Annotated in this window: 18 protein-coding genes and 1 tRNA gene; 12 read left to right on the top strand and 7 right to left on the bottom strand. The window is 42.2% G+C overall.

All coding sequences use genetic code 11. The features are described from left to right. Positions 1-885 carry a protease modulator HflC gene (gene hflC, locus N6B01_RS08870; RefSeq protein ID WP_182417418.1) on the top strand — a complete coding sequence of 295 codons (885 nt, stop codon included), beginning with the start codon at positions 1-3 and terminating at the stop codon, positions 883-885. Between the two features lie 322 nt (positions 886-1,207). Further along, the gene (locus tag N6B01_RS08865) at positions 1,208-1,837 is read left to right on the top strand and encodes a hypothetical protein (protein WP_262078341.1); all 630 of its coding nucleotides are present in this window, start codon (positions 1,208-1,210) and stop codon (positions 1,835-1,837) included. Between the two features lie 46 nt (positions 1,838-1,883). Here the strand turns inward: N6B01_RS08865 and N6B01_RS08860 are convergent, their stop codons facing one another. Beyond that, positions 1,884-2,066 carry a hypothetical protein gene (locus N6B01_RS08860; protein ID WP_182417416.1) on the bottom strand — a complete coding sequence of 61 codons (183 nt, stop codon included), beginning with the start codon at positions 2,064-2,066 and terminating at the stop codon, positions 1,884-1,886. 385 nt (positions 2,067-2,451) lie between these two features. On the opposite strand from N6B01_RS08860, the gene rimP reads away from it, so the two are divergent. From rimP to N6B01_RS08825, 7 genes are all read left to right on the top strand, one after another. Continuing rightward, positions 2,452-3,150, top strand: a complete 699-nt coding sequence (gene rimP / locus N6B01_RS08855; protein ID WP_182417415.1) for a ribosome maturation factor RimP — start codon at positions 2,452-2,454, stop codon at positions 3,148-3,150. A 68-nt stretch (positions 3,151-3,218) separates the two neighbouring features. Continuing rightward, complete coding sequence (gene nusA / locus N6B01_RS08850) at positions 3,219-4,865, top strand: transcription termination factor NusA (RefSeq protein ID WP_262078340.1); 1,647 nt, start codon at positions 3,219-3,221, stop codon at positions 4,863-4,865. A gap of 69 nt (positions 4,866-4,934) precedes the next feature. After that, positions 4,935-5,576, top strand: coding sequence for an RNA-binding protein (locus N6B01_RS08845; protein ID WP_182417413.1), 642 nt, complete (start codon positions 4,935-4,937; stop codon positions 5,574-5,576). Next, positions 5,573-8,473 (top strand): translation initiation factor IF-2, encoded by a 2,901-nt coding sequence (infB, locus tag N6B01_RS08840; RefSeq protein ID WP_262078339.1) that lies wholly within the window; start codon positions 5,573-5,575, stop codon positions 8,471-8,473. The genes N6B01_RS08845 and infB overlap by 4 nt, the downstream gene beginning before the upstream one ends. Positions 8,474-8,704: 231 nt before the next feature. Beyond that, the gene (gene rbfA, locus N6B01_RS08835) at positions 8,705-9,109 is read left to right on the top strand and encodes a 30S ribosome-binding factor RbfA (protein WP_182417411.1); all 405 of its coding nucleotides are present in this window, start codon (positions 8,705-8,707) and stop codon (positions 9,107-9,109) included. Between the two features lie 26 nt (positions 9,110-9,135). Next, positions 9,136-10,098, top strand: coding sequence for a tRNA pseudouridine(55) synthase TruB (gene truB, locus N6B01_RS08830; protein ID WP_262078338.1), 963 nt, complete (start codon positions 9,136-9,138; stop codon positions 10,096-10,098). A gap of 317 nt (positions 10,099-10,415) precedes the next feature. Further along, positions 10,416-10,492: transfer RNA gene (locus N6B01_RS08825), tRNA-His, on the top strand. Between the two features lie 101 nt (positions 10,493-10,593). Here N6B01_RS08825 and N6B01_RS08820 read toward each other — a convergent pair. Further along, on the bottom strand, positions 10,594-11,070 hold the full coding sequence (locus N6B01_RS08820; protein ID WP_262078337.1) for an Lrp/AsnC family transcriptional regulator: 477 nt from the start codon (positions 11,068-11,070) through the stop codon (positions 10,594-10,596). A gap of 321 nt (positions 11,071-11,391) precedes the next feature. On the opposite strand from N6B01_RS08820, the gene putA reads away from it, so the two are divergent. Further along, positions 11,392-15,063 (top strand): trifunctional transcriptional regulator/proline dehydrogenase/L-glutamate gamma-semialdehyde dehydrogenase, encoded by a 3,672-nt coding sequence (gene putA / locus N6B01_RS08815; RefSeq protein ID WP_262078336.1) that lies wholly within the window; start codon positions 11,392-11,394, stop codon positions 15,061-15,063. A gap of 117 nt (positions 15,064-15,180) precedes the next feature. After that, entirely contained in the window at positions 15,181-15,714 is a 534-nt protein-coding gene (locus N6B01_RS08810; protein WP_262078335.1) for an RNA 2'-phosphotransferase, read from the top strand. A gap of 49 nt (positions 15,715-15,763) precedes the next feature. On the opposite strand, the gene N6B01_RS08805 is transcribed toward N6B01_RS08810, so the two are convergent. The 4 genes from N6B01_RS08805 to N6B01_RS08790 all read right to left on the bottom strand — a co-directional run bounded on the left by N6B01_RS08805 (position 15,764) and on the right by N6B01_RS08790 (position 20,951). Next, on the bottom strand, positions 15,764-16,924 hold the full coding sequence (locus tag N6B01_RS08805; RefSeq protein WP_410007260.1) for an ammonium transporter: 1,161 nt from the start codon (positions 16,922-16,924) through the stop codon (positions 15,764-15,766). Positions 16,925-17,256: 332 nt separating this feature from the next. Continuing rightward, the gene (locus N6B01_RS08800; protein ID WP_262078333.1) at positions 17,257-17,877 is read right to left on the bottom strand and encodes a DNA-3-methyladenine glycosylase I; all 621 of its coding nucleotides are present in this window, start codon (positions 17,875-17,877) and stop codon (positions 17,257-17,259) included. 21 nt (positions 17,878-17,898) lie between these two features. After that, positions 17,899-19,494 carry an exodeoxyribonuclease VII large subunit gene (gene xseA / locus N6B01_RS08795; protein ID WP_262078332.1) on the bottom strand — a complete coding sequence of 532 codons (1,596 nt, stop codon included), beginning with the start codon at positions 19,492-19,494 and terminating at the stop codon, positions 17,899-17,901. Between the two features lie 83 nt (positions 19,495-19,577). After that, positions 19,578-20,951, bottom strand: coding sequence for a glutamate--cysteine ligase (locus N6B01_RS08790; RefSeq protein WP_262078331.1), 1,374 nt, complete (start codon positions 20,949-20,951; stop codon positions 19,578-19,580). A 492-nt stretch (positions 20,952-21,443) separates the two neighbouring features. On the opposite strand from N6B01_RS08790, the gene N6B01_RS08785 reads away from it, so the two are divergent. Continuing rightward, on the top strand, positions 21,444-22,919 hold the full coding sequence (locus N6B01_RS08785; RefSeq protein ID WP_182417403.1) for a catalase: 1,476 nt from the start codon (positions 21,444-21,446) through the stop codon (positions 22,917-22,919). 180 nt (positions 22,920-23,099) lie between these two features. On the opposite strand, the gene N6B01_RS08780 is transcribed toward N6B01_RS08785, so the two are convergent. After that, positions 23,100-23,885 (bottom strand): hypothetical protein, encoded by a 786-nt coding sequence (locus tag N6B01_RS08780; protein WP_262078330.1) that lies wholly within the window; start codon positions 23,883-23,885, stop codon positions 23,100-23,102. Positions 23,886-24,173 lie beyond the last annotated feature (288 nt).

The following is a 24,173-nucleotide window of genomic DNA, read 5'->3' as shown; positions in this document are numbered from 1 at the left end:
ATGAAGCAGGGTTCTCTGATTGCAATTCTAATTGCCTTAGTTGTTATTGTTGTTGGCATATCAATGTCCGTCTATATTGTTTATCCCAATGAACAAGTTGTTGTAAAACGAGTTAGCCAAATTGTGCGGACAGAAAAGGCTCCTGGGCTTTATTTTAAAATGCCATTGGTTGAAGATGTTGTTCGGGTTGATAATCGCTTATTGCGTTACGACCTGCCAACCTATTCAGTGCAGGTAAAAAATGGGCGCTATTATGAAGTTGATGCGTTCTTAATTTACCGCATTGTTGATGCTGAAATGTTCATTAAGCAAATTGGTGATGGCCGTCCAGAAACTGCGGAAGAGCGCAATCTTGATCAACGTTTTCGTAGTGCTCTTGGTGCGGTTTATGGTGTTCGTGATTTTAATGCCGCCCTATCAGATCAACGAATTGAAATGATGCGCGATATCCAACGGCAGATGGTTGAAGAAGCAAAGCCTTTAGGTATCGATATTGTTGATGTGCGTATCCGCAAAACTGACCTGCCGACAGATTTGTCGAATGGTATTTATGAACGTATGAATCAAGAACGCCGAGCAGCAGCTGAAAGTATTTTGTCTCTTGGTAATGCTGAACGCATCAGCATTATCGCGAAGGCTGATAGAAGCTATGTAGAAAGCGTTGCTATCGCAGCTCGCGATGCCGAAGTCTTAAAAGGTGAAGGACAAGCTGAGGCCGCACGTTTGATGAATGATGCGGTAGAGTCAAATCCAAATTTTTACCAGTTTTGGCTATCGATGGATAAGTATCAGAGTATCAAAGATACACCAATGGTTATTACGCCAGATTGGTCATTTTTTGATCTTATGCGCAACCCAACTGGTGTTGTAAAACCACAAAACTAGGATATATCCGTAGTTTTTTATTAATGAAGCGCGGCTGTGAAATATTGGCCGCGCTTTTTTATTTTTAACGTTTAAATTCTGAGAAGAATATGTTGAGCGAAAGTTCCGCAAGATTTAGAGCGGCCAATTTATTGTTGAAGCAGCGCCATAATGCTTTATTTTAGAAAAATGCGTTAGTCTTTGATGATTAGATTTTAATATTGCTATTTGTGTGGCTTAAATATTTAAATTATTCGCTATAGGTGTTCCGTAATGAAACCATTTTTTGGGGGGATGGTCCGCCGATCGGTTTGGAAATTTAATTTTCTATGATGGAGAAAGCATGAGTTTTTTACGGTATGATTTGTTTGAATTATTAGACCCCGACTTTACGAAACGCCTGCATAAAAAGTACACCTATTGCGAGGTTGATTATGTGCATTTGCACTTAAAAGGCGATTATGAAGGGGAGGTAAGTCATCGGGCTGCTGCCTTACATGCTATGGAGGAGATACTCAAACGTCAAACGCGTTATTTTGAACAATTTATACATCATCCCTTGTATATGGATCACGACTTTCGTTTTGATGATAGAATTGATGAAACAAAGCTTATTGGTGCGCCTTATTCTGTTGAACGTTTTTTTTCGCAACCCGACCAGTTGGTATTTGAACACTTAAATGAGTATGGGCGACCAACATGTTGGTCATATCCTAATTGTGACTATGAGCAATATATTTATGCATTTTGCTTAACGCCTCACTGTCCAACAAATCCATCTGATGAAGATTGGCGGGCTGTTAATCGTGAACTCTTTCCTAATCGTGAAGGGTTAGAAATCTATTCTTGGAATGATGATTGGCAAGAATTTTATTTTAGTAATGGTAAAGAATGGTGGGGTTGTTTTTATTGGACTGTTTATGATCCTTTGACGAAAGTTTTTACAATTGTTGCAGCTTCAACTACTGACTAGTCGCTGTCTTGAAGTAGGCGACAGCGAGTACGGTCGTATTAAAAATTTATTTTTTGTTAGTTTCAACAATAGAAAATGTGACTGCCTTACCTTTCACTATTGTGTTTATCTGGCGCAGGTGATCTTTTGGGGTAAGTTTAAGGCTTTGAGGCTCATATTTTTCAAGTTCTCGCTCTTTGGCAAGGCGTTTGTTGATCATGTGTATGATGTCGTCATTTGATAAACGCATAGCAAAACCTAAACTAAATTGATTGGTAAAATTCTAAGACAAAGTAATTAACCTATCAAGCTATTTTGCAATTAATCGAAATAAAAAATCCCTTTGATACGGAAGAAACATGTGGTGTTTTACGCTTATCAACTATCCCCCCTTGAAATAGCAGGGGAAATAGAGTACATAAGGATAAATTCTTGATCACGTTGACAAGGGTGGGCCATCTTGGACCCGCTCTTTTTTGTTACCTAAATCAAGGTAAGAGAGTATTTTAATCGGCTTTTGAATTATTAATTTTGTGAATCTCAAGCTTGATGAATGAAATCTTATATTTTTGAAATATTACTGTTTTAAAAAGCTTTAAGCTTTTTACAAAAACATCTTGATACAGGACCTATTGATGACAAAAAATACCAGTGACACGGTAAATGATCACAGTGACGAACAGGAAGTTAATGTGCCTGTCAGTGATATAAATGAACCTCGTTTATTCGAAGAAATTGGGGTTGAAGCACGTGTTAATGCTGTTATTGCACCAGTTTTGAAGCCGCTTGGCTATCGTATCGTTCGCATTAATCTTTCGGGTCTTAATGGTCTTACCTTGCAGATTATGGCAGAGCGCGCCGATGGCACGATGACCATTGATGATTGCGAAATTGTTAGCCGTACGGTTTCTCCTGTGCTTGACGTTGAAGATGTTATTGAACGTAAATACCATTTGGAGGTTTCATCTCCTGGTATTGATCGTGCGCTCGTGCGTAAATCTGATTTTGTTAATTGGCGTGGACATATTGCTAAGGTCGAAACCAGTGAAATGGTTGATGGTCGCCGTAAGTTCCGCGGTCATATCGAATCAGTGGATGGTGATGGTTTTACTATAAGGACAGATAAGGCCGCCTATGGTGAAGCATTGTCAGTTAAAATTGGTTTTAATCTTTTAAGTGATGCAAGGCTTATATTGACAGATGATCTTATTCGCGATGCTTTGCGTAAAGATAAGGCTTTGCGTCAATCGCTTATTCCTGAAGATGAGTTGGGTGGCGATGATGTGCAAGATAATGAAAATGCTGACGGCAAGGATGTTTCCAAGCAGTCTTAAAAAGCAAAATGACGTAAATTGCCTTGCTTTGTTGGGGCGTTGCGACAACCAAATAAGGAGAGAACCCGATGGCTGTGAGTGCTAACAGACTTGAACTTCTGCAAATTGCGGATGCTGTCGCTCGTGAAAAGTCTATCGATCGTGAAATTGTTATTGCTGCTATGGCCGATGCTATTCAAAAGGCTGCGCGTTCACGGTTCGGGCAAGAAACAAATATTCGCGCCGAGATTAACTCGAAATCGGGTGAAATCAAGTTGCAGCGTTTGCTTGAAGTTGTTGATAAGGTTGATGATTTTGTGACGCAAATTTCATTGAAAGATGCGCAAAAAGTTAAGGCTGATGCAAAGCTTGGCGAATTTTTATCTGATCCTTTACCTCCCATGGATTTTGGTCGTATTGCAGCGCAGTCTGCGAAACAAGTTATCGTGCAAAAGGTACGTGAAGCTGAGCGCGATCATCAATATGAAGAATATAAGGATAAAATCGGCGAGATTATTTCTGGTTCGGTTAAGCGCGTTGAATATGGCAATGTGATTGTTGATCTTGGTCGTGGCGAAGCTATTTTGCGTCGTGATGAGCTTATTCCGCGTGAATCTTTCCGTTATGGTGATCGTATTCGTGCATTTGTGCATGATGTTCGCCGCGAGCAGCGTGGTCCGCAGGTATTTTTATCTCGTACACATCCACAATTCATGGCCAAATTATTCACCATGGAAGTGCCTGAAATTTACGATGGTATTATCGAGATTAAATCGGTTGCTCGTGATCCAGGTTCGCGCGCTAAAATTGCCGTTGTGTCTCGTGATGCTTCGATTGATCCAGTCGGTGCTTGCGTTGGTATGCGTGGTAGTCGTGTGCAAGCGGTTGTTACTGAGTTGCAAGGTGAAAAAGTTGACATTATCCCTTGGTCACCAGAGCCAGCTTCTTTTATCGTTAACGCATTGCAGCCAGCAGAAGTTGCAAAAGTTGTGCTTGATGAAGAATCTGAACGCATTGAAGTTGTGGTGCCAAGCGATCAGCTTAGTCTTGCAATTGGTCGTCGTGGTCAAAATGTACGTCTTGCCTCGCAGCTTACCGGTTGGGATATCGATATCCTAACGGAAAAAGAAGAGTCTGAACGGCGCCAAAAAGAATTTAACACGCGCTCCAATCTGTTTATGGAAGCGCTTGATGTTGATGAGATGGTTGCACAGGTTCTTGCTTCTGAAGGCTTTGAGTCAATAGAAGAAATTGCTTATGTTGATGCTGATGAGGTAAGCTCAATTGAAGGTTTTGACGAAGATACTGCAGTTGAAATTCAACAACGTGCACGTGATTATCTTGAGCGTATTGAGGCAGAGCTTGATGCAAAACGTCAAGAGCTTGGCGTTAGCGATGATTTACGCGAAATTCCGAATATGACAACCGCAATGATGGTTGCTGTTGGTGAAGATGGTGTAAAAACTGTTGAAGATTTTGCTGGTTATGCGGCAGACGATCTTGTTGGCTGGCGTGAGCGTAAGGGCAATGAAACCGTCAATTATCCAGGTGTTTTCTCTAATTTTGAGGTAAGCCGCACTGAGGCTGAGCAAATGATTGTTGCTGCTCGCGTCATGGTTGGTTGGCTAACGGAAGAAGAAATTGCTGCCGAAGTTGGTGACGAAGAAGCCATCTCAGAAGAAGCTGAACATGAAGCTGAAGGCGATGAAAAGTTACAGTCGGCGCATAAAGAATAGCTTGAGTGAATGATGTTTTAAGCGATAGGGTGAAAACCCTATCGATAAAAAAGGGAAATTATAATATTTATGAATGACCGAACTTGTATAGTTACAAGAGAAAGCGGATCCAACGCAAATATGATTCGCTTTGTAAGCGGTTTAAATGGTATTGTTGTTCCCGATATCAAGGGCAATTTGCCAGGGCGTGGTGCATGGGTTTTAGCTTCACGCGCTACTCTTGAAGAAGCAATGCGACGCAAAGCATTTTCAAGAGCATTTAAAAAAGATGTTTTGGTTGAAGAAACCTTGGCTGATTTGGTAGATGAATTATTAAAAAAGGCAGTTCTTGGTAGTTTCGCAGTAAGCCGACGTGGCGGTTGTATTGTAAGTGGTGCGATGAAAGTCGATAGTGCCATTCGTTCTGGAAATGCCACATTAATATTGCATGCACAAGATGCAGCAGAAGATGGAAAGCGGAAAATTGCTCAGGCAATTTTTGCAGCTGAAAGACAAGGATTGGGTGCCGTGCCGGTAGTGGATATTCTCTCCGGCGATGAAATGAGTTTAGCTTTTGGTGGTAATAATGTGATGCATGCTGCAGTCTTAAAAGGCATGGCAGCGAAGGGGTTCATGGAAAAAGTGCGAAAATTGCTGCTTTATCGCGGCGATAGCCTGATGAACTGGGACGATAAAACGGCAGATGTCGCGAAGGAAGCGGAAACGGAATGACCGATAAAAAAGATGATGATCAGGGCCAAGGTGGCTCAAACAAAAAAACACTTACGCTTAAGCGTACTGGTGTCGAACATAGTACGGTCAAGCAAAATTTCAGCCATGGCCGGACCAAAGCTGTTGTTGTTGAAACTAAACGGCGTAAGGTTACACGCCCTGATGAACGCCCTGAAAGCGTAACGCAGGTTGTAGCTAAGCCGCATATTGCACCACGGCCTAAGCCAGCGATTGAAACCGCGGCCCCACAACGTGGTAAGCAAAAAGCTAATACGCTTTCTACAGCTGAAATGTCTGCACGTACGCGCGCTTTAGAAGGCGCACGTATCCGTGCTGAAGAAGAGCGTATCCAAGCAGAGGCCGAGGCTAAAAGACGCGCATTAGAAAATGCCGAGCTTGAGCGTAAGGCTGCCGAAGAAGCAAAGTTGAAAGCTGCCGAAGAAGCTAAGCAAAAAGCTGAAGAAGACGCACGTAGGGCCGCTGAAGAAGCAAAGGCTCCTATTGTTAAGGCGGAAGCTGCTAAGCCGCAGCCTAAAAATGATGCACAGCGTAATGAGCAGCCAAGAAACGCCCAAGGGCGCAATAATGATCGTAACGATCGCGGTAATGACCGTAATGGTGACCGCAATAATGATCGTTCTGGGCAGCGCCGTGGTGGCAATGCGTCGCAAGGCAATGCTTCACAAGGGCGTGGCGGCGATCATGCACGCGGTAGCAATACCCAAAATCGTCATACGCCACCACAGGCACGTGAAGGTGGTATTGCACGTATTGGTCGTGATGGGGCTCGTATTAAAGAAGGTGCGCCGCAGGCTCGTAATCGCGCAGTTGATGATAATGCATCGACCGTTATTGATCCAATTCTAACACCAAAAGCGCGTACCCAACCAGTGAAACGTGTTGAAGTTGATGAAGATGATCGTCGTAATGGCGTGAAGCGTGGTGCAGCACCTAGCAAGGTGGATGCTGCTCGTACACCGAAAGTTGTTAAAGGTGCGGATGAGCGTCGTCGTGGTAAGCTTACTCTTACATCCAATCTTGAAGATGTTGGTCAAGCACGCGGTCGTTCGATGGCAGCAATGCGTCGTCGTCAAGAAAAATTCAAGCGGTCGCAAACCCAAGAAGTTCGTGAAAAGATCTCACGCGAAGTTGTTTTGCCAGAGACTATTACACTTCAAGAGCTTGCCCAGCGTATGGCAGAGCGTTCAGTTGATGTTATCAAGTTCTTGATGAAACAAGGGCAGATGATGAAGCCGGGCGATGTTATTGATGCAGATACTGCTGAGTTAATCGCATCGGAATTTGGTCATACGGTTAAGCGCGTGTCGGAATCTGATGTTGAAGAAGGTATCTTCAACATGGCTGATGACGCAAGCAAGTTTGAATCAAGGCCGCCAGTTGTGACGATTATGGGGCATGTTGATCACGGTAAGACGTCGCTACTTGATGCTATTCGTAATGCCAATGTGGTTTCAGGCGAAGCTGGTGGTATTACCCAGCATATTGGTGCTTATCAGGTTGAAAAGAACGGTCATAAGATTACCTTTATTGATACACCTGGTCACGCTGCCTTTACAGCGATGCGTGCTCGCGGTGCGCAAGCCACCGATATTGCAATTCTAGTTGTTGCAGCCGATGATAGTGTCATGCCGCAAACGATTGAATCTATCAATCATGCTAAAGCCGCTGGTGTGCCAATCATTGTTGCTATCAACAAGATTGATAAGCCAGAAGCAGATGTACAAAAAGTGCGTATGGCATTGCTTCAACACGACGTCTTTGTTGAAAGTTTGGGCGGTGAAGTTTTGGAAGTTGAAGTTTCTGCAAAAGCTGGAACTAATCTTGACAAGCTACTTGATGCCATTCTTTTACAAGCTGAAGTACTTGATCTTAAAGCTGATCCTGAACGTACTGCTGAAGGTGTGGTTATTGAAGCCAAGCTTGATCGTGGTCGCGGTCCTGTTGCTACGGTTCTTGTACAAAAAGGTTCATTGCACCCAGGTGATATATTTGTTGCCGGTGATGTTTGGGGACGCGTTCGCGCGCTCGTAAACGAACGCGGCGAACATATGAAAGAAGCAGGTCCTTCAACTCCGGTTGAAGTGCTTGGCATGCAAGGTACACCTCAAGCTGGTGATCGTTTTGCTGTAGTTCAAAATGAAGCGCAAGCGCGTGAAATTTCTGAATATCGTCAACGCTTGTCACGCGATAAGGCCGTTGCAAAACAGGCTGGTTCTCGTGGATCCCTCGAGCAGATGATGAACCAATTGCAAACAACTGGCATCAAGGACTTCCCATTGGTTATCAAGGGCGATGTTCAAGGCTCGATTGAAGCTATTGTGAGTTCGCTTGAAAAACTTGGTACTGATGAAGTACGTGCTCGCATCGTCCATTCGGGTGCTGGTGGTATTACTGAAAGCGATGTGGCTCTTGCGGTTGCTTCCAATGCAGCGATTTTTGGTTTCAATGTGCGTGCCAATAAGCAAGCACGAGATGCTGCTGAAAGCCAAGGCATTGAAATTCGCTACTATAATATCATTTACGATCTCGTAGATGATGTTAAGTCAGCAATGTCTGGTATGCTTTCACCAGAACGCCGTGAAACCTTTATTGGTAATGCTGAAATTCGTGAAGTCTTCAATATCACCAAGGTTGGTAAGGTTGCAGGCTGTCTTGTTACTGATGGTAAAGTTGAACGTGGTGCGGGTGTACGCCTTATTCGTGATAATGTTGTTATTCATGAAGGCAAGCTTAAAACCCTTAAACGCTTCAAAGATGAAGTTAGTGAAGTTAATATGGGTCAAGAATGTGGTATGGCCTTTGAAAATTATGAAGACATTCGCGCTGGTGATACAATTGAAGCGTTCCGCGTAGAGCATATCACCCGTACATTGTAAGATATAAAGGTATATATGGCATGTTGGAATATTGTCCTGTTGCCATATATAACAATTTATAAACAGCAATAAGTCACAATTAAAATAGGGAGCGCTTTGCATTTGTTATGGTGTGAAGCGCTTTTATTACATTTAAATTAGTAGGTCCTGACTTTCGTCTTTGGGCAAATTTAATATCAAAAATGCTATTACAGCTCGTAGTTGTTAATGAGCTGATTGAAAGGTAATGCAATGAAACATTCTGGGCCCACACAGCGCCAGCTTCGTGTTGGTGAAGAGGTTCGTCATGCTGTAGCTCAATTTTTACAACGTGGAGAGCTAAGTGATCCATTTTTGGAAAAAGTGGTTCTTTCTGTCTGCGAAGTGCGGATGTCTCCAGATTTAAAAATTGCCACATGCTATGTTGCACCTCTTGGCGATGTTGACGGCGAAGCTGTGGTCAAGCAATTAAATTCACATGTGCGATTCATTCGTGGCGAGTTATCACGTATTTTACGTCAAATGAAATATATGCCGCAATTTCGCTTTAGACTTGATACAAGTTTTGATAATTTTTCTAAAATTGATGCTTTATTACGTTCCCCTGAAGTGATGCGTGATCTACATCAAGATGATAACGAAGACGATAATAAATAATAAATTTGGCATAGGATTATAATTGAATGGCACGCCAGCGTAAGAGAAAAGGTCGGCCGGTTTCCGGTTGGATAATTTTAGACAAGCCAAAAGGTATGGGGTCAACCGAAGCGGTTTCAAAAATAAAATGGTTGTTTAGCGCCGAAAAGGCTGGCCATGCTGGTACGCTTGATCCATTGGCATCAGGTCTGTTGCCAATTGCTTTGGGTGAAGCGACAAAAACTGTGCCTTATGTCATGGAAGGTACCAAGGTTTACCAATTTGTTGTTGCTTGGGGTGCCGAGCGTAATACCGACGATCTAGAGGGCGAAGTCACTAAAACAAGTGATAAACGCCCAACTCGAGAAGAAATTGAAGCAATCTTACCCCATTATACTGGCGTAATTTTGCAAAAACCACCACAATTTTCGGCTATTAAAATTGATGGAAATCGCGCTTATGATTTGGCGCGAGAAGGTGAAAGTGTCGAGATACCCGCCCGTGAAGTTGAAATAGATGCTATTTCAATTTTAGAAATGAATGAAGATGGTTCATCTCTGTTTGAAATTGAATGCGGCAAAGGTACTTATGTGCGCTCATTAGCGCGCGATATGGGGCGTGAACTTGGCTGCTATGGTCATATTGCTGAATTGCGCCGTATTGAAGTTGCGCCTTTCACCGATGAAGATTTTGTAACCTTGGAAGAGCTTGAGGCTGCGTGCCCACCAAAGCCGGAGCCAAGGGAAGAAGGTGAACCATTCCAGCGCCGTGATTTTTCCGCCATTGATGGCCTTTTAATTGAAACTGGCGCTGCACTGGATTGTTTGCCGCAATATGCCATTGGTGAAGACCAGGCACAGCGTATCCGCACCGGCAATCCGATTATTTTGCGTGGCCGCGAAGCAATTTTTGAAACAGATGAAGCTTGTGTTACTTTTAAAGGTAAAGTGCTAGCTATTGGCGCTATAGCACAGGGTAAATTCCAGCCGAAGCGCGTGTTTACAATCTAATTCAACGCAATTCTTTATAAGTTTTAAAATCCCAGAACTTACCAATAAGTTTTGGGATTTTTTTTGTCATCAAAATATTAAAATGCTCTCCCAAAAATAAAGATGCTTTTATCTATAATTTTCGATTCTTTTAAAGAATGCCCATCAGGATTTAAGCGTTTTTAAGTCGCTTGAGGTGAGGAAACTACCTCAATCAAGCGTATCGCTCGGCCCAATCTAAGTATTTTAACAGAATATTTTAAAAAATTGGCATAAAGCCCTTGCAAATGAGTTCGAATTTCCGTATGTCAGCCAAGCAGAATTTAATATTCTCTTGTGCGGTTGTAGCTCAGTTGGTTAGAGCGCTGGTTTGTGGCACCAGAGGTCGTAGGTTCAACTCCTATCAACCGTACCATTTCATTTCACAAAAATATATAAAAATGCAAGCGATTACATTTATTAAAGTGCTGAGTCAATTTGGGTTATCCTCTAAATGCGCTCAGTCTTCTCATATGCTTATCGCTTAAAGCCAGCATCAACAATATTTTGCATAGCAACAAAGGTAGAGGTTGAAGCGACAAAAGGCAGCGTTGATATTTTCTCACCAAGAACAATGCGGTAGCGTTTAATGTCGCTGGTACGCACTTTTAATAAATAGTCAAAATTGCTAGCGATCATATGGCATTCTTCAACTTCACGAATCTTTTTAACCGCTTCATTAAATTGTAAAAGCGCCGCTTCGCGTGTGTCGCTTAGTTTTACTTCAGCAAAAGCAATATGGTCAAGTCCCATGCGTTCCGGGTTTAAAATAGCGCGAAAGCCAGTAATAACGCCATCATCAGTCAGTTTTTTAAGACGTAATTGACAGGGAGTTTTTGAAAGTCCAACTTTTTCAGCAAGGTCGGTTATAGAAATTCGGCCATTTTCAACTAGAGCATCTATGATTTTATTGTCGATGCGGTCGATTTCACCATTATGTATGAATTTGCTCAAGATTTTTCCTAATTAAAATTGTAAAATTAGTGAATTTACCTAAAATTATGCTAATCTTTAGTTTAATGCAATGATTTTCTCGTGCTATAAGTGTTTTTCAAATGGGTATTTTTTCTCTGCATCTTTAAATAATTAGGTAGAAAAATATATGCTCAAATTTTGGTCGATATGGTTGTTTAAAAGGTTGATAACGCCTTTAGAAGCTAACTTATTGGCCGTTGCAATTCTTTGGCTAAGCACCATTTATAAGTTTAGTAAATATGCCGCCAATCCAAATATCAACGGGTTTTCCCGGTTTAACCTCTTTTTTGGGTGATTTTTATGAGTGCTGATAATTTTAAGCCTGTTTTTGCAGATTATGCTCCACCAATTGCCAAGCCAACCAGCTTGCGCGAAGATATTACAAGCGCCTATCGCCGCGCTGAAGAAGAATGCTTGGCTCCGCTTTTGGATGCTGCAACTTTTGATGCTGAAACAAAAGGCAAAATCGCTACGACGGCTCGCAAATTGATTGAAACCTTACGCGCTAAGAAAAAAGGCGGCGGCGTTGAAGGTTTGATCCATGAATATTCTTTGTCAAGCCAAGAGGGTATCGCCCTTATGTGTCTTGCTGAAGCATTGTTGCGTATTCCTGATAAGGCAACCCGTGATGCGCTTATTCGTGACAAGATCACCGGTGGTGATTGGAAATCCCATATTGGTGGTGGTCGTTCGCTCTTTGTCAATGCAGCAACATGGGGTTTAGTTGTAACAGGTAAGCTTACCTCAACTGTTGATACAAATACCCTATCATCATCACTTACCCGTCTTATCCAGCGTTGTGGTGAGCCAGTGGTACGTAAAGGCGTTGATATGGCCATGCGTATGATGGGTGAACAATTTGTGCGTGGTCAAACCATTGATGAAGCTGTAAAGCGCGCCAAAGCTGTTGAAGAAAAAGGCTTTCGCTATTCTTATGATATGCTTGGTGAAGCAGCAACTACTGAAGATGATGCCGAGCGCTATTATAAGGATTATGAAACTGCCATTCATGCTATCGGTAAAGCTGCCAATGGCAAGGGTGTTTATGAAGGGCCTGGTATTTCGATTAAGCTTTCTGCGCTTCATCCACGCTATTCGCGCTCACAAGCTGATCGTGTTATGGGTGAATTATTGCCGCGGGTTAAAAAATTAGCTTTGCTAAGCAAGCAATATAATATTGGCCTTAATATTGACGCTGAAGAAGCAGATCGCTTGGAAATTTCGCTCGATTTGCTTGAAAGCCTTTGCTTTGATAATGATCTTGCTGGTTGGAATGGTATTGGCTTTGTGGTGCAAGCCTATGGCCGCCGTTGCCCATTTGTGCTTGATTATGTGATTGATCTTGCGCGCCGCTCTGGCCACCGCATGATGGTGCGCTTGGTTAAGGGTGCTTATTGGGATTCTGAAATTAAGCGCGCGCAATTGGATGGGCTTGAAAGCTATCCAGTTTATACGCGCAAAGTTTATACCGATGTTTCCTATATTGCTTGTGCGACCAAATTGTTAAATGCGCCAGATGCAGTATTCCCACAATTTGCAACCCATAATGCGCAAACTTTGGCAACTATTTATAATATTGCTGGTCCTGATTATACCAACGATAAGTATGAGTTCCAATGCTTGCACGGCATGGGCGAGCCACTCTATGAAGAAGTGGTAGGCAATGACAAATTAAAACGCCCAGCCCGTATTTATGCGCCAGTTGGCACCCATGAAACCTTGCTTGCTTATCTCGTTCGCCGCTTGCTTGAAAATGGTGCTAATTCGTCTTTCGTTCATCGTATTGCTGATATGTCTGTCACTGTTGACGAAATGATTGCTGATCCTGTTGATGTCGTTCGCGCGATGCCAAACCCTGGCAGTCAAAATGATGCACTTTTCTCACCAGAGGATATGTTTGCGCCAAGCCGTAAAAATTCGGCAGGGTTTGATCTTTCTAATGAAGATGTGTTGAGCGCATTAAGCAAGGATTTTTTAGTAAGTACGGCGCAAAAATGGGTGGCAACACCTTTTGGCGATAAGCATAGCAATGAAGCAAAACCAGTGCTTAACCCTGCTGATCAGCGCGATGTTGTGGGTGAAGTTGTTGAAGCTAGTCTTGATGAAGTTAAACAAAGTGTAGAGCGTGCAGCAAATGCGGTTAGCACTTGGCATAAGGTGCCAACGAGTGAGCGTGCAGCCATGCTTGAAAAAGCTGCTGACTTATTGCAGGAGCGCATGCCAACCTTGCTTGCATTAATTGCCCGTGAAGCTGGTAAATCGATCCCTAATGCTATTGCTGAAGTGCGTGAAGCTATTGACTTCTTGCGCTATTATGCAGCTGAGGCTCGCTCCACCATTGGTGAAAAACACCTTCCGCTTGGTCCGGTAGTCTGTATTAGCCCTTGGAACTTCCCATTGGCTATTTTCACTGGTCAAGTATGTGCAGCTCTTGTTGCTGGCAACCCAGTTTTGGCAAAGCCTGCAGAGGAAACACCTTTGATTGCGGCTGAAAGCGTGCGTATCTTGCATGAAGCTGGTATTCCGCAAGATATTGTTCAACTCGTGCCCGGTGAAGGCAATGTTGGTGCAGCTTTAGTTGCAAGCGACAAGATTGCTGGTGTAATGTTTACCGGCTCTACCGAAGTTGCCCGCCTTATTCAGGCTGAACTTGGAACGCGTTTATTGCCAAATGGCAAACCAATTCCGCTTTTGGCGGAAACTGGTGGTCAAAATGCTATGATCGTTGATTCATCGGCCCTTGCTGAGCAAGTGGTGTTTGATGTTATTGCATCGGCTTTTGATAGTGCTGGTCAGCGTTGTTCGGCATTGCGTGTGCTTTGCTTGCAGGAAGATGTGGCAGATCGCATTCTTGAAATGCTAAAAGGTGCATTAAATGAATTGCGTGTTGGCCGTACCGATACAATTAATGTTGATGTTGGGCCAGTTATTAGCCAAGAAGCGAAAGACAATCTTAACCGCCATATCGAAACCATGCGCGCTATGGGCAATAAGATTGAGCAATTGCCATTGGGAGAAGCAACCAAGTTTGGTACTTATGTTGCGCCAACCATTATTGAATTAAACGCAATGAGTGAATTAAAGCGGGAAGTTTTTGGTCCTGTCTTGCATATTATTCGTTATAAGCGTGACAATTTGCATCAGCTTATTGATGATATTAATGCAACGGGTTATGGCCTAACCTTTGGTTTACATACACGTCTTGATGATACCATTGCCGATGTTATCTCACGCGTTAAGGTTGGCAATATTTATGTTAACCGTAATATTATTGGTGCGGTTGTTGGCTCGCAGCCTTTTGGTGGTCGTGGTCTTTCGGGCACTGGTCCAAAAGCGGGTGGCGCTCTATATTTAGGTCGCTTATTGGCTAATCAACCAGAGCCAAATCTGCCCGGTGCTACCTATTCAAATGCTATTCTTACTGATTTTGCTGTTTGGCTTGATGGGCAGAACAGAAAAGCAGAAGCAGGTTTTGCCCGCTTGATTAGCGTTAAATCACGCCTTGGTCTTGATATTGAATTGCCAGGTCCAGTTGGTGAAACAAACCGCTATCTCTTGCATCCACGTGGTAAGATTTTGATTGTTCCACAAAGTGAAGCAGGGCTATATCGTCAAATTGCAACAGTTCTAGCAACAGGTAATCAGGTGGTTATTGATGCAGGTTCTAATTTGCAGAAAAGCTTGCCAAATTTACCACAATCAATCTTCTCACAAATTTTGTGGAGTGATAATTGGGCAGCTGATGGCGCATTTGCTGGAGTTTTGATTGAAGGCGAAGGTGAATTTGTCACCAAAACCTTGAAGCGCATTGCTGGTCTTCCTGGTCCATTGCTTTTGACCCAAGCTGCAACGTTAGCGCAGATGGAAGCAACAGATAGCGCCTATTGCCTTGATTGGTTGGTGGAAGAATTGTCAATTTCAGTTAATACTGCTGCCGCCGGTGGTAATGCTAAACTAATGGCTATTGGCTAATTTTAGTTTCATATAATTATATTGAAGGCCGCTTTTAAGCGGCCTTTTATTTTACATTTATATTTTTTGCCAAAAAATGATCAAAAAAACGCCAATTTTTTAATCTATCGACACGCTATGAGTAAACATATAAGTAAATTTTTAAGTTTGATTTTGCGCCATGAGCCGCAGAAGATTGGCTTGACCTTAGATGAAAACGGTTGGGCTAATGTCAATGAACTGCTTGAAAAAGCGGCTGTTTATGGCACGGTGTTTAGTCGCCAAACCTTGTTTGATGTGGTGCGTGATAGTGATAAAAAACGCTTTACCTTATCGGATGATAAAAAGCGCATCCGTGCTGCCCAAGGCCATTCCATTGCGGTTGATTTGGCGTTGGAAGCATCCGTGCCACCTGCAATTTTATTTCATGGCACGGCTGAAACGAATGTCGATTCTATTTTAAACGAGGGTATCAAGCCGGGTAATCGTCAAAAAGTACATTTATCCTTGGATGAAATAACTGCTTTTAAAGTGGCGCAGCGCCACGGTAAACCCGTTATTTTGCATATTGATGCTGCGAAAATGCATGAAAATGGCATTGCCTTTTGGCAAGCGGAAAATGGTGTTTGGCTAACCGATTTTGTGCCTATTGACTATATAAACTTAGCGTAAAGAAAATTTAAACTAAAGGCCGCATATGCGGCCTTTAGTTTAAGCTTGATTAGTGTATTGTTTCACCGTGAAGCGAGATATCGAGCCCCTCAATTTCTTGCTGCTTGGTTGGGCGTAAACCGATGGTAAATTTAATCGCATAAAGAATGATTGCGGTGACAATAGCTGAATAAACAATTGCGGCAACAAGACCAACAAATTGGATCCAAACACTAGCATCTTTGCCTGCTTCATTAATCGCAGCATCAGCAAAAACACCTGTTAACAATGCGCCAACAATACCACCCACTCCATGAACGCCAAAAGCATCAAGAGAATCGTCATAGCCAAGCAGGCGCTTTAGCCAAACGGCGCTGAAATAACAGACGCCGCCGCCAATAAGTCCGATTATTAACGCGCCTGTTGGATTGACAAAACCAGCTGCTGGGGTAATGGCAACAAGACCGGCAACCGCGCCTGAAATAATACCAAGAACGCTAGGACGCTTTGACATTGACCATTCAACAAACATCCAAGCAAGGGCAGCCGCTGCCGTAGCAATTTGTGTATTGATAAAGGCAACCGCCGCAAGTCCATTCGCTGCGCCAGCAGAGCCGGCATTAAATCCAAACCAGCCAATCCATAATAATGACGCACCAATCATCGAAAGGGTTAAATTATGTGGTGCCATATTAGTTGAACCGTAGCCACTGCGCTTACCAATAATAATAGCTGCAACAAGTCCTGCAACACCAGAGTTCACGTGAATAACTGTACCACCGGCAAAATCCAATACGCCATCCTGTCCCAAAAAGCCGCCGCCCCAAACCCAATGGCAAATTGGTGTGTAAACAAGCAGTAACCAAGCACCCATAAAAATTAATAGAGATGAAAATTTCATGCGCTCGGCAAAGGCACCGGTCATAAGGGCAGGGGTAATGATGGCAAAGGCCATTTGGAAAACGACCCATAAATATTCAGGAATAGTATTGTATAGCGAATTAATCGTAACGCCATGCAGGAAGAGGTAACTAAAATCGCCCCAATAGGCATTGCCTTCACCAAAGGCAAGCGAATAGCCAACGATAAACCATAAAATGCTTACCAAACAACAAACCGCAAAGCTATGCATCATGGTGGCAAGCACGTTTTTTTTGCGCACCATGCCGCCGTAAAACAGTGCAAGGCCTGGTATTGTCATAAGCAACACAAAGGCAGCTGACACCAACATCCATGCTGTATCACCAGTATCCAGAGTGGGAGCCGCAGCCCCAGTCGTTTGCGCAACAACTTCTTGCCCAAAAGCAGGGCCAATATGTGAAAGCCCAAAGCCTGAAAATAGAACAATTGCAACAAAGGCAATGTATTGTTTGAATTTCACCATAAAACTTCTCCATTGAAAGCAATGGACGCATGCGCCCTTGTCTTTTCTATAACAAGTTTCATGCCAGTTTGAAAAAACGTAATATTTTTAATGATTTATGGTTTTGTCATGGATTTAGTTGATAAAATTTGCTTAAAATTTATGCTGTTAAAAAGTTGATGCATTAAAAATAGGCAAATTTATTGACTTTGCATCTTAGCTAATAGTGGTCGGCAAAAACATCCTTCGATATGGTCATTAATCAAGCCCATAGCTTGCATAAATGCATAAATTGTGGTGGGGCCAACAAAGGAAAATCCGCGTTTTTTTAAGTCCTTTGATAGGCGTTTTGATGCTTCGCTGACGGGATTAGCTTTTAATGTTGCAAGATCATATGTGGCAAATAACTCAGATTTTGGCGGTTTGAATGACCAAAAATAGCTATCAAGAGAACCTTTTTCTTCCACTATTTTCAAGGCGCATTTGGCATTATTGATAACCGAATTGATCTTGCCGCGATGGCGCACAATACCGCTATCGCTTAACAGCGCTTCAACCTTTTTGTCATCATAATTTGCAATAATGTTAAAGTCGAAACCATCAAATGCGCGGCGAAAATTTTCACGCTTTTTTAAAATTGTGTACCATGATAGTCCAGCTTGGAAGCCCTCTAAGCAGATCTTTTCAAATAAGCGAATATCGTCATGCATGGGATAGCCCCATTCATGATCATGATATGCAATATAATCTTCATTGCTGCCTGCCCAAAAACAACGCATTTTGCCGTCAAAGCCTTGAACTAGACCATTATTATCGCTCATATTCATCCTCGACTTAAGCTTTTAGAAAAGTGAACCTTGTGTGTCATTATCAGGTTTGGTTATTTTTGTAGGTTTATCCGCTTTGGTGGCTTTTGGTTTTTTTGCTGGCTGGATTGTTTCTGCTTGTGAAGGTGAGCTATTTTGCAGCTTCGCATTTTTAAAATGGCTGTCGCATGGGGAGCCACCAATGGTTGCTTGCCTTTCATCATCAGCAAAGCGCAAGGTTACAGCTTGATTGGCATGCGTGTCAGTTGCCCTTTTTATAGGGATTTTATGTTCATCAACAACCAACACAAAGCCGCGTTGTAAAATGCTGGTGTAAGATAGGTTCAACATTAAGCGGTTAAGTTCAGCGAGCCTTTGTTTTTTCCGCTCAATAATTCGTTTAAATGCATTAGTCATTTGCTTTTGATAACGTTCAAGCCGCTCAATACCCATTTTGCTTTGGCGGTGTAAAATATCAGAGTTTAGGCGCTTGCTAATAAGTGCAAGCTCTCGTTTCTTATTATCGATAAGCCGCGATATAGTATTGGCTGAAAACCGTTTTTTACTCGTTTCAAAGCGATATTGCTTTTGCGCAAGATTATTCATCAAGGCGCGGTTAAGGCGCTGTGCTGCTTCATCAAAACGCCGGCGTGGCAACGCAAATAATTGGTCAACCGATGGTAGTGCGCGGGTAAGCCCAGTTAATTTTTGGCGGCGATAGTCAAAATTACGCCGCATAATGCTTTCAAGACGTGCATTAAGAGTGGCAATATGCGCTTCAAGATCGCTTTTTACCGGTACTGCAAATTCTGCGGCTCCCGTAGGGGTTGGTGCTCGCATATCAGCCACATAATCAATCAAAGTCCAATCGGTTTCATGGCCAACGGCGGAAATAAGCGGAATGGTAGATTGAGCGGCGGCCATTACCACAGCTTCATCATTAAACCCCCAAAGGTCTTCCAAACTGCCACCGCCACGTGCAACAATTAATACATCAGGTCGAGGAATTGTGCCGCTAGTATCAAGCCGATTAAAGCCATTAATGCCGTTGGCAACTTCTTGCCCACTGGTTTCTCCTTGCACGCGCACCGGCCAAACTAGCAAATGCACGGGAAAGCGGTCGGATATGCGGTGGATAATATCGCGGATTACTGAGCCGGTTGGTGAGGTGATTACCCCGATAACCATCGGCATGAAGGGGAGGGGGCGTTTGCGATCATCGTTAAATAGGCCTTGTGCGGCAAAGCGCCTTTTGCGTTCTTCCAAAAGTGCCATTAAAGCACCGGCGCCAGCTGGCTCTAAATTATCAATCATTATTTGATATTTGGAAGAGCCAGGAAATGTTGTAAGCTTGCCAGTAACGATCACTTCCATGCCTTCTTCTGGCTGGAATTTTAGCTTGCTCATTACGCCGCGCCAAATCACTGCTTCAAGGCGGGCTTTGTCATCTTTAAGGGCGAAATAGGCGTGTCCTGATGAGTGAGGGCCGCGATAGCCAGATATTTCACCTCGCACCCGCACATTGCCGAAATTTTCTTCAACACTGCGCTTTAATGCGCCGGAAATTTCAGAAACAGTAAATTCAACCGCATTGGATTTTTTTGCTTCTGCAGCTTCAAAAAGATCGCTCATTGTTTATCGCCTGTCATGCAACAATATTATAGTGGCTGATGTTGGTTTATCATCAGCCATTGCTATTTTAAAAGAATGCTTATTTAATAAGCATATTCACTAAAGATTGGGTCTACTGAACCGCCCCAAATACTATTATAATCATTTAGCATTTTTGTTGCATCGCTATGGCCACGGGTAATGATTTCATCAAGCGAGTTTAAGAAGTGACTTTCATCATTGCCTCTATCATTGAACTGGGCACGATTTTTTAACCCTATCCGTGAAATAGCTAATGCCTCGCGAGCAAGATCTAACAAGCTTTTGTTACGAAATACTGTTTTTAAGCCTTGTGTTGGGACTGCATTGCGCATTGCCAATACTTCCTCAAAGTTCCAGTCACGGGTTAAATCTTCGGCGGCATCAAGGGCGGTGCTATCATAAAGCAGTCCAACCCAAAAAGCAGGTAAAGCGCAAATCCGCCGCCATGGACCACCATCTGCGCCGCGCATTTCTAAAAAGCGCTTTAAACGAACTTCAGGAAATAGGGTTGAAAGATGGTTAGCCCAATCACCCATATTGGGCGCATAGTCATCAACACGACCCTTGAAGCCTCCATTCATGAATTGGCGGAAGGTTATATCGGTAGCTTGATGGTAATGACCATCACGTAAAACGAAATACATCGGAATATCAAGAGCCCAATCGACATAATCGCCAAAGCTAAAATCTTTATTAAAAACGAAAGGCAGCACGCCCGAGCGCTGGTTGTCGGTGTCGCGCCAAATTTCTGACCGCCATGACAAAAAGCCATTGGGCTTGCCTTCAGTAAACGGTGATGTGGCAAAAATTGCAGTTGCAATGGATTGCAATTTCATGCCGATTTGCATTTTGCGGCGCATATCAGCTTCTGATGAAAAGTCCAAATTCACTTGAATGGTTGATGTGCGATACATCATATCAAGGCCATGGCTGCCGACCTTTGGCATATAATCACTCATGATTTTATAGCGTGATTTTGGCATGATTGGCGTTTCACTTAAAGTCCATTTAGGGCTGCCACCAGCACCTAAAAAGCCAATGCCAAAAGGTTTAGCAATTTCATGTACTTGCGCCAAATGGGCATTGACTTCACGGCAGGTTTGATGCAGCGTTTCCACCGGCGCACCTGATAGCTCGAATTGGCCGCCCGGCTCCAAGGATATAGCGCCGCGCCCAGTAGGTTCCACAAGGCCAATAATATTGCCTTCATCAATTATAGGTTCCCAGCCAAGCATGGCTTGCATACCTTCTAATAATGCGCGGATACCTTTATTACCAGCATAAGGGACAGGCCTATTGCCATCGATATAAAAGGCAAATTTTTCATGCTCGGTACCAATACGCCATTGGTCTGCACTTTTGCTGCCTTCTGCCAAATGCTCGATCAGATCTTGGCGTGAATGGATTTCGGTATTGTCTGTTGTATCGCGTGCCATGGTGCCGCTTCCCTGTCGAATCTAATTTTCTTGTCTTAAAACTCTTAAAGCATTTTTTACTGTCATGCTATTTTTTTTGTTTTTTCCCATGTGGAACCAAAACGAGGTTTTGATAACGTGCTGTTTTTGCGAGAAAATATAAATTTTAATAATTTTTTCTTATAGGAAATCTAAAAAAATATAATTTGATTTTATCGAAAATTCAATTTAATTATAGAAAAAATTATGATAGATTGGAAATAGTTTAAATTTAAAAAAGAATAGAATGTTTAATATCGTCAAAATAGAATGCAAAAATAATAGTGTGATTGTAGCTAATTTATATGTATGTAAGTTATAATTTTCTAATATTTTCTATTTTATTTGCCTTAAAACAATAAGTTAAATTGACGATAAATTGCTATTTACTAAAAATTTGACGATTAGAGACTATTTCCTTGCGCAATAACTGCCCTATCTACCCTGTTTAGAATAGTTTTAAAGGAGTGTAGAATGAGTGAACGTCCTAAATTAACCACCACCGCCGGCTCACCTGTACCAGATAACCAAAACTCAATTACCGCTGGTGCCCGTGGTCCTGTGCTCATTCAAGATTATCAATTGCTTGAAAAATTAGCGCATCAAAATCGGGAACGTATTCCAGAACGTACAGTCCATGCTAAAGGTTGGGGTGCATTTGGTGAGCTAACGATTACAGGTGATATTTCGCGCTATACCAAAGCAAAGGCTTTACAGCCCGGCGCTAAAACACCAATGTTAGCGCGTTTTTCGACCGTTGCTGGCGAACTAGGCGCGGCCGATGCCGAGCGCGATGTACGCGGTTTTTCGCTAAAATTCTACACAGAAGAAGGCAATTGGGATCTCGTTGGTAATAATACGCCGGTTTTCTTTGTGCGTGATGCTTATAAATTCCCTGATTTTATTCACACACAAAAACGCCATCCACGCACGCATATGCGTTCCAATACCGCGATGTGGGACTTTTGGTCTTTATCGCCTGAATCCTTGCATCAGGTTACCATTTTGATGTCGGATCGTGGTTTGCCAGTTGCCCCCATGTATATGAATGGTTACGGCTCGCACACTTATTCCTTATGGAATGATCAAGGTGAGCGTTTTTGGGTGAAATTCCACTTTAAAACCATGCAAGGTCATCGTCACTATACCAATGATGAAGCCAAAATAGTTGTTGGCGAAAATCGTGAATCTTACCAAGAAGAGTTATTTGGCACGATTGAACGCGGCGAATTTCCCCGTTGGAAATTGCAAGTGCAAATTATGCCGGAAGAAGATGCTGAAAAAACATCTTATAACCCATTTGATTTGACGAAAGTCTGGCCGCATTCAGAATATCCGCCAATTGATCTTGGTATTATGGAATTAAACCGCAATGCTGACAATTATTTTGCCCAAATTGAGCAAGCGGCATTTTCGCCTTCAAATATCGTGCCGGGCATTAGTTTCTCACCCGACAAGATGTTGCAAGCGCGTATTTTTTCTTATGCCGATGCCCATCGCCATCGCTTAGGCGGCAATTATGAACATATTCCGGTTAATAAGCCAGTATGTCCCGTTCATCATTATCACCGTGATGGCCAAATGAACACCGTAGGCGGTATACAAAGCGGTAATCCTGATGCCTATTATGAGCCAAATTCTTTTAATGGCCCATTTGAGGATAAATCTGCCCTTGAGCCACCACTCAAAATTTCAGGTGATGCTGCACGCTATGATCATCGTGAAGGTAATAATGATTATGTGCAGGTGACGGCATTATTTAATATTTTTGATGAAGGTGAAAAGGCCCGCCTCTTTAATAATTACGCCGACGCGATGAAAGGTGTTCCTGATTATATCATCGAGCGCCAACTTGGACACTTGGCCAAGGTTCATACTGATTTTGAGCAAGGAGTGCGCTCGGCTTTGAAAGCAAAATATAATTACGGTGCTGCGCGCAGTGATATTTAAAGATAGTCGCATCCGTAATCAGTAATAAAAAAAACGGCTTCAATTCATTGAGGCCGTTTTTTTAACAGTTGAATAGACAATATCTACAGCAATATGGCAATTTAGAATATGCCTCTGTTTTATTTGATTAAATTAACTTAAATCTTAGCCAAATGGAAATAATTTAACGTGGACTAACCATTAACTATAGAAGTTAACAGAAAGAGTATATTCTTGGTCTTGGTTAAAGAAAAGTTCGCTATCATTACCGTCTGAAAAAAATGTTAAGGCATCAGCGCGACCTATTGGCATGCAACCGTCAAAGATATTGGCATATTGGCTATAAATCCAATCATTATAAAGTTTTGATTTTATTGGGTTCGCTTTTTCAATATTTAAAACTTTACTATTGCAAGTAAAATTTTTGGAGTTTATAAAATTCTCATATTGATTAAATTTGCCTGTGATTTTAAATATTTCGCGATTAATGGTAAATTCGTAAAATGTTTCAATGTAATAATTAAGGTCAAATTTTTCTGGAAAGTTTATATCCAATACTTCTTGTTTCATAAGCTCTATATAATCAGCTACTTTTAAATTCGTTTGCATTATTAAATCGATATTTTGTGTAAAATAAGCTTCAAGCTGCTTGTATAGATCTTTTGCTATATCGTGACCTCTATATAGACGAAGATCACCTTGAAATGCATATAAATTATCAATAAGTTTGAAGCGGACATATCCGTTATTGTTTTCAATATTATTATATTGTTCATCAAGCCAAACGCCATTTGATGACACGAAATGTAATTTGGTATTTGGATAAGTGGGCATCGAAGATACTGTACAAAGCGGATAAAACAACCCCTTTAAAGTATCATCGGCAAAAACCTTATCAAAGTCTGGATAAAAATCGAATATCATCTCCTTGGGAAATTTATACTGGTCAATTTCTTTGGTTAACCAATTGGGATAAATGTCGATCATCAATAATATCCTTTCAAAAGATGAAGGCTAAAACTTATAAAGGTGAAGGAACGCAAAAATAGGTTGTTTACCCCTTTGAGTTTTACGATGCAGTAGATTACGGTTGTTTTTTGTCCTTCCGGGATAAAAGTAAATTTTTGCGATAACTTTGTCGAAGAACCTTGAAAATATTAATATTTCTTGCGGCTCTTCTCCTTGTTCTTACAAAAATTTTCTTCTCCTATTTTTTCAAATTATGACTATTGCCCTAAAGCATAATGACAAATGACCTGCTTGACTATTGTGCGC

The organism is Bartonella sp. HY406 (assembly GCF_025449315.1).
Classification (GTDB): domain Bacteria; phylum Pseudomonadota; class Alphaproteobacteria; order Rhizobiales; family Rhizobiaceae; genus HY038.
The sequence above is the reverse complement of the archived record's forward strand: the minus strand, read 5'-3'. Positions and strand labels throughout refer to the sequence as shown.

Excerpts from the sequence above, each read along its gene's own strand:
- nusA (WP_262078340.1), top strand. The coding sequence starts at position 3,219 with ATGGCTGTGAGTGCTAACAGACTTGAACTTCTGCAAATTGCGGATGCT.
- N6B01_RS08785 (WP_182417403.1), top strand. The coding sequence starts at position 21,444 with ATGAGTGAACGTCCTAAATTAACCACCACCGCCGGCTCACCTGTACCA.
- N6B01_RS08790 (WP_262078331.1), bottom strand. The coding sequence starts at position 20,951 with ATGGCACGCGATACAACAGACAATACCGAAATCCATTCACGCCAAGAT.
- rbfA (WP_182417411.1), top strand. The coding sequence starts at position 8,705 with ATGAAACATTCTGGGCCCACACAGCGCCAGCTTCGTGTTGGTGAAGAG.
- N6B01_RS08845 (WP_182417413.1), top strand. The coding sequence starts at position 4,935 with ATGAATGACCGAACTTGTATAGTTACAAGAGAAAGCGGATCCAACGCA.
- N6B01_RS08805 (WP_410007260.1), bottom strand. The coding sequence starts at position 16,924 with ATGTTGGTGTCAGCTGCCTTTGTGTTGCTTATGACAATACCAGGCCTT.
- infB (WP_262078339.1), top strand. The coding sequence starts at position 5,573 with ATGACCGATAAAAAAGATGATGATCAGGGCCAAGGTGGCTCAAACAAA.
- N6B01_RS08860 (WP_182417416.1), bottom strand. The coding sequence starts at position 2,066 with ATGCGTTTATCAAATGACGACATCATACACATGATCAACAAACGCCTT.
- putA (WP_262078336.1), top strand. The coding sequence starts at position 11,392 with ATGAGTGCTGATAATTTTAAGCCTGTTTTTGCAGATTATGCTCCACCA.
- N6B01_RS08810 (WP_262078335.1), top strand. The coding sequence starts at position 15,181 with ATGAGTAAACATATAAGTAAATTTTTAAGTTTGATTTTGCGCCATGAG.
- rimP (WP_182417415.1), top strand. The coding sequence starts at position 2,452 with ATGACAAAAAATACCAGTGACACGGTAAATGATCACAGTGACGAACAG.
- N6B01_RS08800 (WP_262078333.1), bottom strand. The coding sequence starts at position 17,877 with ATGAGCGATAATAATGGTCTAGTTCAAGGCTTTGACGGCAAAATGCGT.
- N6B01_RS08865 (WP_262078341.1), top strand. The coding sequence starts at position 1,208 with ATGAGTTTTTTACGGTATGATTTGTTTGAATTATTAGACCCCGACTTT.
- N6B01_RS08780 (WP_262078330.1), bottom strand. The coding sequence starts at position 23,885 with ATGATCGACATTTATCCCAATTGGTTAACCAAAGAAATTGACCAGTAT.
- truB (WP_262078338.1), top strand. The coding sequence starts at position 9,136 with ATGGCACGCCAGCGTAAGAGAAAAGGTCGGCCGGTTTCCGGTTGGATA.
- xseA (WP_262078332.1), bottom strand. The coding sequence starts at position 19,494 with ATGAGCGATCTTTTTGAAGCTGCAGAAGCAAAAAAATCCAATGCGGTT.
- hflC (WP_182417418.1), top strand. The coding sequence starts at position 1 with ATGAAGCAGGGTTCTCTGATTGCAATTCTAATTGCCTTAGTTGTTATT.